At 50.3% G+C, this 13,355-nt stretch carries 1 protein-coding gene; it reads right to left on the bottom strand.

Annotated features, from left to right (window positions below):
- Positions 1–2 precede the first annotated feature (2 nt).
- Positions 3–13,316, bottom strand: coding sequence for a non-ribosomal peptide synthetase (locus Xinn_RS00270; protein WP_086953264.1), 13,314 nt, complete (start codon positions 13,314–13,316; stop codon positions 3–5).
- Positions 13,317–13,355 lie beyond the last annotated feature (39 nt).

The raw sequence follows: 13,355 nt of genomic DNA, 5'->3' as shown, positions 1-13,355 counted from the left end.
TTTTATTTCTGTCCGCGTACGACCCGTTTGATCGTGTTATGAACAGCACCTTTCCCGGTCATACGGGCATTCAGTAAATCAGCGAGCAACTTAATTGTCCGGCACTGCAAAAGTTCAGCCAGAGATAGCCTGACGGCCAGTTGCTGCTCAATGCGGGCAACAATACGTAAGGCGTGTAATGAGTGCCCCCCCAGAGCAAAGAAATTCTGATCACGTCCGATTTCCTGCTGTTGCAACACCTCACACCAGATATCCCGCAGACGTTTTTCCAGTGGTGTTTGCGGGGGAGATAGCAAGCCTGCTGCCTGTTTTTGCTGTTGTAGTTGAGATAAATAAGGCTGAGACACATTCTGTCCAGAAAAATAATCCGGCAGACGTGTCAGCAGGGTTCGGTAATCAATCTTGCCGTTTGTGGTCTGTGGCATTTCGTCCACGACGACAACCTTGTTAGGTAACATATGCGCAGGCAGGCTTCTGCTAAGAAAACCGATAATCTGCTCTGCAAACGAAGCTTGTGAAAACGACGCTTTTGAAAGTATGTCGGCTTTTACTGCCGATTTCAGGGATACACAGGCCACCAGCAGCATGTCGCCCTGTTCGGCATAAGTAACCAGCGCACTGTTTTGTACCGACGGATGCTGCATCAGCCGGGCTTCAATCTCCCCTGGCTCAATACGATAACCACGGAGTTTGATTTGCCGATCAACGCGACCAAGATAGAGCAGCTTCCCATCGGGTAAGGCACAAACCCGATCGCCGGTACGATAAACCCGCAGGTTTTCTTGTGATTGTGGCACTGTCTGGGATTGCGGTACTGACAGAGTGATAAATTTCTCTGCGGTTAATTCAGGACGGTTCCAGTAACCCCGCGCCACACCCAACCCGCCGATATATAATTCTCCTGCCATACCCAACGGCGTTGGTGAGAAGTCATCATTCAGTACAAACAAGCGGGTATTGGCGATAGGTAAGCCAATCGGCATGGCGCCCTGTAAATCCTGCCGCTTATCTGCGCGATGAACACAACATCCGACCACTGTTTCAGTCGGGCCATATTCATTGAAAACGCCGATATCCGGCACATCAGACAACCACGCCTGCACGATTTCAGCATTGAGTGTGTCACCGCCGACTACCAGCGAATGGACATGGGGTTTTGCCTTGGGTTCCAGATATTCGCCCAAAATGCCAAGATGAGCGGGCGTGATTTTCAATAAGTGGCTGACTGGTTTTTGAGTATCTGATTTTTGCATTAGCACCGCTGCCATCGCCGCAATATCCGCATCATCTCTTATCACGGTGATCGTGCCGCCATGCAGCAGCGGCAGATAAAGGCTGGTCAGTGTGGCATCAAAGCTGACAGAAGAGTGGAACAGGCTCTGGGTATACGCTGTCACCTGATAACGCTGACCGGCATCGGTCAGATAGTTAATCAGGCTCTGGTGTTCAATCATGACGCCTTTTGGTGTTCCTGTGGAACCAGAGGTGTAGATCAGATAGGCCAGTGCATCGGCATCATCAGTCAGCGGAGGCAGAGGCTGTGAGAGTAACCTTTCCGGCGGCTGACTCTGATCCACGACCAGCACCGTGATGTCAGGCATAACCCCCGCCAATTGTGTCTGCTGTGCCTGATCAGTCAGTACCAGAGAACTTTGGCTGTCAGACAACAGATAAGCCACCCGCTCCGAGGGATAAGAGATATCCACCGGCACATAACAGGCACCGATCCGGCTGACTGCCAGCATAGCGGTGATATAGTCCAGACTGCGCGGTAAATAAAGCGCGACCCTGTCACCGGCTTTAGTTCCGTTGAGATGCAGACGAAGGCAAAGCTGCTCAACATTCTGTTCCAGCTCGGCATAACTGACCTGCTGCTGTCCGTCAATCACCGCAGTCTGTCGGGGTGAACGCTGTACCTGACGGGTAAACAGGCTATACACGTTGCCGCGAAAAACAGGGATAACCGGCCCCTGCCATTGTGTCAGCAACTGCTGTTTTTCCTGTTCATCCAGCAGGACTATATTTGCCAGAACACGATTTGCCAGAACACGATTTGCCGACACACGCCCTTTCAGCCCATCGGTCAGGTTATCGATTATCTGGGTCAGAATATGGGTAAAGTGCTTTGCCAGACGGCTCACGGTAGCAACATCATACAAACCTGTGTCATACACCAGTTCATTACGCAGGCAGTCAGAGAAAGACGAGACCAAAACCAGTGGATAATTCGTGCTTTCCGCCGCCTGAACAAATTCAAACAACTTTTCCTGTTTATCTGTTGGTTTGGGTTGCGGATAATTTTCAAACACCAGTAACGTCTCAAACTCCGGCAGGCCACAGACTGATTTCAGATCTGCCAGCGAAATATCACTGAATTTTTCATGCTCCCGTTGCTGCTGTTGAATGGCCATCAGCCAGTCCGCCACTGTCTGCTCAGGATTGCTGGTGATATAGGTCGGCAAGGTGCTGATTAACAGCCCTGCCATTTTGTCGATACCCGCCAGTTCAGCCTGCCGGCCGGATACCGTCATGCCAAACAGACAGCTATTTTCAGGCTGATATTTATTTTGTGGGCTGTAGCGCTGTAACAGTAACGCCCATGCCCCCTGAATCAGGGTACTGATGGTTAAACGGTGGCGGCGTCCGCTTTCTGCCAACTGAGCAGACAGATCTGGCGACAAACTGAATGTATGCCGCTGCTTCAACTGACTGGTTGCTCTGAGCGGATGAGCCGCAGGCAGCGGTGTTGCTGAACTGACCTTAGCCAGTTGATCCTGCCAGTAATCCTGACACGCTTTGCGATTCTGCCGTTGCCAGCGAATGAATGAACGGAATGCCGGAGCCGGTGGCAGGATGTTATTCGGCTGAAAATAGAAGGTTTCAACGGTCGTCAGTAACAGCCTGACTGACCAGCCATCGAGAATGGCGTGATGATGGCTGAACAAAAGCTGTAGCTGTTTATTCGGCATCTGTAAGACGGTAATACGGAACATGGCACCATCTTCCGGTATAAATTCTTCCGCCATATCTGCCGCCAGCAGGTTTTGCCGATAAAGTTCAGCATCAGATGCACTGTAAAGGCGCAGATCATGCAACCGCCAGTCCAGCTCCTGATGAGGCATGACAATCTGCAAGGGTTCATCGGCAAGGCGCATTTCAAAGCGACTGCGCAAAATGGGATAGTAAGCAACGGCTTTCTGCCATGCCTGTTGCAGATGTTCGATATTTATACCTTCACCGCCTTCAGGATCTGTACCGTCAGGCTGGCTATAAGGTGGTAGCGTAAAACAGAGCTGTTCGTGATACAGGCCACGGCCCTGTTCTGCCATCGAATGGAACAGCATTCCCTCCTGCGTGTAAGTCAGCGGATAAATATCTTCTATCACACGATACCGTTGCTGCAATTGATGCAGCGTTTCCGCATTCAGGCGGGCAAGAGGGAAATCCGAGGGAGTGTAAGTTGTCTGAGTCTGTGCGGCGCAGTGTTCAATCAGCCGGATAAGCCGATCCTTCATTGCCGCTGCCAGTCTCTCAATGGTTTCATGGCGATAACATTGGCAGTTATATGTCCACTCTATTTGTAGCTGTCCCTTATCAATCTGTCCCTTATCGATATAGCAATCAACTGCCAAGCCATGTGATCTTGCATTATCTGCCGCATAACGCTGTTCCGGCGCAATATCCGCAACACCGCTGAAGGGGGTCTGATGAAAAGTACGGCTAAATTGTCCGAGATAGTTGAAACAGATATCAGCCTGCGGAGTATCGGGTAATTGATGACTATCCGTTGCCGGGCTATTTATTGTCGGGTTATTTACCGTCGAACTATTTGTTGCTGGGGAACAACGCAATGCGCCATAACCTGTGCCACTGTAAGGCACCTGACGAACCGCTTCTTTCACCAACCGGATGAGTCTTTCTGATGAACAGGATGCAGGCAGTTCCAGCAACAGAGGATAAATCGCGGTAAACCAGCCTACTGTCCGGCTGACATCCACATCTTCATGCAGACTGTCCCGCCCGTGTCCTTCCATATCCACACACACTGATTTGTTGCCACTCCACTGTTGCAGTGTTGCCACCAGCGCCGCCAGTAATAAGTCACCCACATGGGTTCGATAAGCATGTCCGGTGTTCTGAACCAGATTTGTGGTCACGACGGCATCCAGAGTCAGGCGATAGGTGGCTGATTCTCTGACTAAACCGGGTAAAGATTTTCCTCCCCGATCAACCGGCAATGGCGTGACAGGCTGATTCAGTTTCTGCTGCCAGAAACGATATTCAGCCTGCGCCAGAGCGGATTGAGCGTAATCGGCAAGATGGGATGACCATTCAATTAAAGAGGCAGTTTTTGCCATCGGAGGAAGTGTTTTTCCTGCCAGTAATGCCTGATAAAAGCGGCTTAAATCTTCGATGATAATTCGCCATGAAACACCATCGACAATCAGATGATGAACCGTCAGCAGCAAATAATTTCCGACTGAGGTAATGAAGTGAGTGGCGGTCAGCAATGGGCCATGTTCAATATTCAGTTGTGCCTGCCGTTCGGCAAATGCCTGTGACAACGCTTCTTTTACCGGTCTTTCCGTAATCAAACACGACTCTATCTGCCACTCAGTCACCGGCTCTGTTATCAGCCCGTATCGCTGTTCATTTTTCTGTTTATTAAGCGGGAAACGGGAACGCAGGCCATCATGCTGATTAACCACCTGAGCCAGTGCCCGTTCCAACAGCGGAATATCTGTCCCTTCTTCCAGTGCATACAGATAAGATTGGTTATAGTGATGCGGATTGGCATGATGCTGTGCAAAGAATGCCTGCTGAATCGGCAGTAAAGTGTACTTTCCCTGTATTGACGCAGTATCACTGTTTTCGGCCTTATTCACCGCTGTCACTACGGCAGCTAAGCCTGCAATAGTGGGATAATCAAACAGCATTTTCGGCGTGATACGAAAACCTAGCTCCCGCACCCTGAAGACTATTTGCAGGCTGAGAATGGAATCTCCCCCCAGTACAAAGAAGTCATCATCAATACCCGGATTTTCCTGATCCAGTACCTGTTGCCAGATCTCCGTCAGTTGTTTTTCCAGTGTGGTTACAGGCATCCGGTGCATTGAATGACGCGGCTGTTCCGTTAAGGTAAGTAGCGCCAGCGCGTTGCGGTCGATTTTACCGTTAGCGGTCAGCGGTAGTGTTTCCTGCACAACCCACTGAGTGGGGCACATATACACCGGCAAACGCTGGAGCAATTCCTGCCGGATACTTTCAGCATTTTTTTCACTGATTGAATTTGTTGCTTCTGCCACGGATTTCTCCAGCACCAGCCACGCCACCAGATGCTGGCGTCCGTGAATATCCCGCATTCCCGCTGCTGCCTGAGAAACACCCTGACAAGCCGAAAGCTGGGCTTCGATCTCTTCCAGTTCAATCCGGTAGCCATGCAATTTAATTTGCTGGTCTTTGCGCCCCAGAAACAGCAAGTTGCCGTCCGGCAGATAACGGGCCAGATCCCCTGTCCGGTAGAGTTTTTCTTCTGATGCCGCCTCTCCTGATACCGAAATTAAAGGATCAGCAATAAAGCGGCTCTCAGTCAGCGCTGGCTGGTTGAAATAACCCGACCCCACTCCCGCACCACCGATGTACAGCTCTCCCACTGAGCCGAAGGGCACCAGTTGCTGACACTCATCCAACAGGTAAAGCCGGGTATTGGCGATCGGACGACCAATCGGCAGAGCACCATCTCCGGTTATCTCTCCGGCCTGTATTTCGTAGGTACAGCAACCCACTGTGGCCTCCGTCGGCCCGTATTCATTGATGATCCTGACCTGCGGTGCATGTTGCCGCCAGAAACGCAGAGCACTGGCAGAAAGGCTTTCTCCGCCAATCACCAGCAACGGTATGCGCCCGGCCTGTTCCGGCGATAACTGCTGGCTCAGAAGCTCCAGATGGGCCGGGGTGATTTTTGCCATTGTCAAATCCGGCAATAGCTGCCACGCCTGTATTAATGCCGGAATATCGTCTCCTTCCGGCAGAATAAACAGCGTCTGCCCCTGTAATAACGGCAGGAACAGGCTGGTTAGCGTGGCATCAAAAGAGATGGAGGCATGGAGCGTATTTCCCTGTCTGCCCGATGTGCCGTAATGTTTACAGGCATGTTGCAGATAATTTCCCAGCCCCCGATGTGGAATGAGGGTTCCTTTTGGCCTGCCGGTAGAACCTGAGGTATAGAGAATATAAGCAGGCTGTTCAGGTGAAATAGCGATATCGGGGTTAACGGTATCAGGGTTAACAATATCAGGATCAACAGCCTGATCGGTAATAAACTGCGACCGTGCCAGCAGGAGGCTTTGATGCGTAGGCAGGGTTAATCTGACGGCCTGTTCATGCGTGGTGATAACCTTTGTCACCTGTGCATCTTCCAACATAAAGCGGGCACGTTCTGCCGGATAAGTCGCATCAACCGGCACATAGGCAGCGCCTGTCTTCATCACAGCCAGAATAGCGATGACCAGCATGGCAGAACGTGGCAGGCAAATCCCTATCTGTATACCCTGACCAGCGCCTTGCGTCAGTAACTCATGCGCCAGCCGATTAGCATAATGGTTAAGCTGCTCATAACTCAGCGCCAGTTCTGTTTTATTTTGCTCACCTGTTTCATTTTGCTCACGCACAGCAATCGCCTGTGGTGTCCGGTTCACCTGTTGTTCAAACCACTGATGTACGACCGGATAAAACAGCGGCTGCGCTGTGGTATTAAGATCGCTCAGTTGCCGCTGACGTTCCTGTGGTGACAACATTGCCAATTGATATATCGGGCTATCCGGTGTGCTGCACAGGCTATCCAGCAAGCGGGTATAATGGCTCACGAATTGCGCCACAACTTCCGCAGTAAAACACGCTTCGCGGTATTCCACCGACAATAACAGGTTATCCGCCGTTTCCTGTACAAACAGCGTTAAATCGAATTTGGCTTCAGGATTCTCTACCGACTGGCTGTTTATCCGCGGTGTACTTGCCGAATATTGATGTGCATTAAACACAAACATGATCTGAAACAACGGCGAAAGTGAGCGTTTTTCCGCTGGCAAAATCGCATCAACCACCTGCTCAAACGGAATATCCTTGTTCGCCATCGCCTGATTCAATGTTTGTACACTGCTGTGCAGGAATTCAGAGAATGACTGTCTGATATCAATAGGCTGACGCACCGCCAGCGTGTTAAGCAGTAACCCAATAACGGATTGCAACTCCGGTCGGTCACGCAGGGAGACAGGAATACCGATGACTATATCTCCCGTCGCCTCACCTTCCCCACTGTAACGCTGCAATAAGACCTGGAAAGCCGCCAGTAACAGGGTAAACAGGGTTGTATCCTGCTGCTGTGCCAACCGGCGTAATGCAACAGTTTGTTCAATGGTGAGCGGCAGACGGTAGTAAGCGGCCTTTGATGCTTCAACAGGCGCATAAGATTGCTGAGGCAGTGTCACTACCGGTGGCCGTTGCTGATACACCTGACGCCAATAATCCAGTTGGCTATGCCACATTTGCTGTACTTCCGCACTGCGCTCCCATGTGGCAAATTGCAGGTAATCAGGCGCAGATGCTTGCGGAATATCTTCTGTTACTGACTGGTTTTTAGTTAACGATAAATAAATTGACTGCAATTCATCATCGAGCAGCGCCAGTGACTGTTCGTCCACCAGAATATGGTGCAGGCACAGAATCAACGCACTTCCCTGCCGGGCATCACTCACCAGCAACAGGCGATATAATGGGTGTCCGATCAACTGAAACGGTGTCCGCATCATGTCAGTCGCCCGCTGTTGCAACATCTGCTGCCATTCCTGTTTATTCTGTACTTCGACTATTTCATGCGGGCAATCCGGTGGCTGTTCACTGTAATATTGTCGTGGCGTTGTTCCCTCCATCCGCAAACGCAGATTCAGTGACGGATGGCGACTAAACAGCAAGGTGATACTTCTGCGTATCCGCTCATTTTCTTCGCTCTTGTTTTTTTGGTTCTCGGCTTCATCTCCGGCAACGGTTTTCAGAACAGGAAAGGTTTTAATGGAAACAATGTGATAACGGGAACTGTCAGGATACAGTTGGTCGAGGAACCACATCCTTTGCTGGGCAAAACTCAATGGCGCATCTTGAATTTCCGGCAGACTCAGCAGATTGATGCCAGCGGTTAAATTAACCTTTTCTGCCAGCCGCTTCGGTGTCCTACAGATAAAAACATCACTGACTTTAATATACAGCCCGCACTGTTCGGCAAGCATGGCAACCATTCTGGCGGCCAGCAGAGAGTGTCCACCCGCAGCAAAAAATGAGGTGTTGCGCCCAATCGCTTCATATCCCAATAAAGACTGCCAGATCTGAATAATCGCTTGTTCTGTTTGGTTGTGGGCTGGTTCGGTTGCAATTTCACTTTCCTGCCGTATTTTGGAGAGCACCGGCTTGGGAAAGCGCTTTCTGTCCACTTTGTTATTCGGCAGGCGGGGAAATTCAGTCAGAAAGACGTAGCGGGAAGGACGCATAAATTCCGGCAGCGAACCCTCCAGATATACCTCAATCTGCGATGGTTCAAGCGGGGTATTCGGTTGAGTGAGGATATAAGCGACAATCGCACTGGCATTCAGGTAATCTTCCCGCACCATTGCCACCGCATCAGCAATAGCCGGATGCTGGCGTAATGCACTTTCAATTTCCCCGAGCTCTACCCGATAACCACGGATTTTTATTTGCTGATCTATCCGCCCCAGATAATCAATGTTGCCGTCTGCCCGATAACGCGCCAGATCACCGGTACGATAAAGGCGGGCATCTGGTCGGGAACTGAATGGATCGGCGATAAAACTGCGTTCAGTCAGTTCAGGATGGTGAAGATAACCCGCCACCACACCAACACCACCGATACACAATTCACCGGCAACACCAATCGGTAACAGTGAACCGTATTCATCCATGATCCAGACCTGAGAGTTGGGAATTGGGCGACCAATGTGGATCTGCTCACTCTCTGGCGTCAGTTCTGCATTGGTTGTGCCTACAGTGGCTTCCGTCGGGCCATAGGAGTTAATAAAACGGCGGTTTTTACCCCATTTATGCAGCAAATCCAGCCCACAGTTTTCTCCGGCGACCATCAGTACCTGCAAATCGGGTAAATCCGCCTCAGGTAGTGCCGCCAGTGCTGAAGCAGGTAACGTGATATGAGTGACACGCCGCATGATGAGTTGTTCCAGCAGATCAGGGCCGGGCATCACGGCAAGACGGGGAGCCATCAGTAGCGTTGTGCCGGAACAAAACGCCATCAGGATTTCCCAGATCGAGGTATCAAAACTGAAAGAGGCAAACTGGAGTATCCGGCTGCCCGGTGGTACTGCCAGAAATTCTATTTCCGTTTCTGCCAGATTACATACGCTGCGGTGCCGGACAGGAACACCTTTAGGTTTACCGGTTGAGCCGGATGTATAGATGATATAAGCCGTATTTTCAGGCCGGACATCAACCCGTGGATTTGCAGCACTGAATGTTGATAATCGGGGTATCAGCGTTTCAATGGAGAATAAAGGCAGGTTATATCCCTGATAGCGTGAGATAAATTTTTCCTGTGTCACCAACAGGTGCAAACCGACATCTTCAATCACATAACGGCTGCGCTCCAGCGGATAATCCGGATCAATCGGCACATAAACGCCACCGGCTTTCAGAATCGCCAGAAAACAGATCACCAGCTCCGCTGAACGCTCAACACTCAATCCGACACAAATTTCAGGCCCTACCCCCTGTTGGATCAGAAAATCAGCCATCTGGTTGGCACGCTGATCCAACTCCGCATAAGTCAGTGATTGCTGACCGAACTCAACGGCAATGACATCAGGCACACGCTGTACCTGACGTTCAATAAGCTGGTGAATGCCGATATTATCGCTGAAAGGTTGTTCGGTCTGATTCCATTCGGCCAGTTGTTGCTGTTGAGCTGGGCTGAGCAGCGGGATTTTCCCTATCGTTTGCTGTGGCTGATGAATCAACTGTGACAGAAAATAGCAGAGGTTTTCCGCCATCCGTTCAATGGTTCCTGACAGGAAACGATCCCCGGCATACTGAAATATGCCCTGCAATTCCCCCTCTTCCTGCCACATTTCCAGTGCCAGCTCATATTTAGCAATTTGCACATCCCACTGACGTAACGGTGAAAGTTGTACGCTCCCCATCCGTTTGCTGACAACAGGGATATTCTGATAAGTAAACAGCACCTGAAACAGGGGAGAAACTCCGGGATGATGATTATCTTCCGTACTATCGCGTGATCCCTGCAATAAAGGTAACAGTTGGCTGAATGGCATATCCTGATGAGCAATCGCATCAATAAAGGTTGATTTGACCTGTTCCAGTAACTGTTCGAATGGCTGGCTGATATCAACCTGATTGCGCATCACCAATAAATTGAGTAACAAACCAATCGGCTGCTGCTGCTCACTGTAATGACGGTTGGAAACGGGTGTTCCCAGCAGGATATCGTTCTGACGTGAATAACGTGCCAGAAATGCAATAAATCCCGCCTGTAAAATCAGATAAGGAGTGATGCCATATTGATGAGCCACGCTTTCAAGCTGTTGCAAGAATGCCGTGGGCAGAGAGAATGGCACTCGTTTCCCCTGATAACTGCGGGCGGCAGGAACCGGAAAATCATAGGGCAGTTGCAGCAACGGCAGGGTTCCGGCTAGCTGGTTTTGCCAGTATTGACGGGCTGCCATCCCCCTTTCTCCATTAACCCGCTGATACTGGAGACGAACATGTTCCCGCTGTCCATACTGCGCAGGCTGAATATTCAGCGCTTTTCCCCTTTGCAGCAGGCTGTAATTCTCCAGCAATTCATCCCACAACCGTTTCACAGATTCCTCATCCACAATCAGATGATGGAATGTCAGTATAATTTGGTGGCTATCGGGTCGCAGCGTCAGCCCTGCCATACGTAACAGTGGCGGCTGAGTTAACTCAAAGGGCAAAGAGGCAAACCGATTGATAATGTTTTCTGCATGTAATTGCGCCTGCGCGCCATGTTGAATCAGATCCTGCCAAATGATTCTGGCAAATACCGGATTATCCGGCGGATACTCAGCCACCCGTGCAATGATCTCCCCTTGCTGCATCAGAAAGCCGGTTCTCAGCACATCATAACGGGCAAACAAGGCATCAAGGGATTGCTGCAACCGCTGATGATCCAGCGCGCCCGACCATTGAGCAACATAGACCATGTTGTACATCGGGCTGTCAGGCGCCGTTTGTTGGTTCAGATAAATACCCTGCTGTTCATAGCTGGCGCTATCCGAACCTGCCGCTATGTCCGGTTCCTGAGTCAGCGAGAGTTTATCTGCACTCATCATCTCAACACACTGAGCAAGGGTTGGTTGCCGGAACAGTTCACTAAAACGAAGGCTCAGCCCCATTTGTTGCCGTACCTGAGCAATCATGCGGATTGCCTGTAAGGAATCGCCTCCCAGCGCAAAGAAACTGTCATCTCGCCCGACTTGTTCAATCTGTAACAACGATTGCCAGATAGCCGCCAGTCTGGTTTCCAGCTCCCCTTGCGGAGCAGCAACATCCGACCGGTTAGGGTATGTCTGACGAACAACCGGCGGCTGTAACGCCTTGCGGTCAATTTTGCCATTGGATAATAACGGGAACAGAGGCAGGAACTGATAATCAGCGGGACGCATAGCGGCTGTCAGATTGGGCGCTAAGTAATGATCTAATTCTGCCGCAGTCAGCGTTGTTTCTGGGATCAGACGAACAAAAGCCACCAGCCGGACATGCTTTGTTTGTTGATGAGACTGTTTATTTGGGGATTCTGCGAGCTGTTCTGATAACTGTTCTGGTGACTGTTCAAACGCCTTGACAATAGCCTGTTGTACAGCGGGATGCTGCTCAAGAAGACTTTCAATTTCTGCCGTTTCAAGGCGCTGCCCATTGATTTTGATCTGAAAATCATTCCGCCCAAGCAAAATCAAATTACCCTGTTCATCAATACGCCCCAGATCACCGGTACGGTAAACCGACCGCCCGGCCAGTTCTCCTTCCTTCGCTATCATAAAACGTGAGTTATTTTCTGCTTCAGAAGACCCGACGTTGGAAGACCCGACGTTGGAAGACCCGACGTTGGAAGACAAATAGCCCGCGCTCATATAATCCGTACTGATCCACACTTCTCCTTCGCTGCCTGCCGGAACACTGACACCCTGCTCATCCACCACAAGAATGGTGGTATCGTCGATGGGCTGACCTGCCGGAATCAGCGGCTGCCGGAGATCTTTTTCCGTAACACGATAAAAGACGCTTGCCAGTGTGGTTTCGGTTGTTCCGTACAAATTGATGATTTGGGGTGTCTGTCGTTGAGGAGACGACAACTGACTCTGATAAAACAGATCCACCAGCGACCCTTTCAGCGGTTCACCGGATAGTACTGCATAGCGCAGGAACCGCAGGCTATCAGTGGATTGCGGGCATTCCAGCAGAACCTGAAATAAAGAGGGAATAAGGTGAGTAATGCTGATTTTCTGCTCACTTATCCAACCGAGCAATTCCTGCGGTGAGTAACGGATATCGAGGGAAGAGGGAATACATAATGTGGCACCATTCAGCAAAGGCAGCAACATGTCACGCAGGAAAGGATCGAACATCTGATTGATCAACTGGCTGACTTTATCTGCGGGAGTCACACTCAGTTCACGGCTTTCCCAACGGATGAAATGCAATAAGCTGTCTTCGCGTCCCAATATCGCTTTGGGTTTTCCGGTAGAGCCGGATGTAAAGTAGACATAAGCCAGATTATGTACTTTTTCCACCCATGCGGGCATCAATGACGATGTGATTAAAGGGTGATCCTGAACTTCATCAGCCAGCACCAGCGAGTAATCTTCTGACAGATGTTCTAACAATGGCAGCCACTGACGGCAGGTAACAATTGTTGCACCACGAAATTGAGCCAGCAAGGTGGCAAGACGCTGTTCCGGCAGTTTGGGCGACAATGGCACAAACACTTTGCCTGCTTTCATGATGGCTAAGGCCGCTGTTATCAGAGAAATCCCCTCTTCCATCAGCGTTATGACAAACTGATTAGCCATGACAGGCGGATGAGTCATGACATGCTGATTGCCAGCCTGACCATGTTGATCCTGAAGGTACAGTACACGGCTGAGTGCAGTAACACGTTCTGACAAAGTGCAATAAGTCAGTTTTTCATTGCCTTGTGTCACTGCGATATTTTCCGGGAAACGTGCAACAATTTGCTCAAATTCAGTTGAAATCACCATTCGCCATCTTCCTTCAATTTACCCTTACTGTGATTTAAA

The organism is Xenorhabdus innexi (genome assembly GCF_002632485.1).
Lineage (GTDB): Bacteria > Pseudomonadota > Gammaproteobacteria > Enterobacterales > Enterobacteriaceae > Xenorhabdus > Xenorhabdus innexi.
This window is presented reverse-complemented; position numbering and strand designations above follow the sequence as displayed.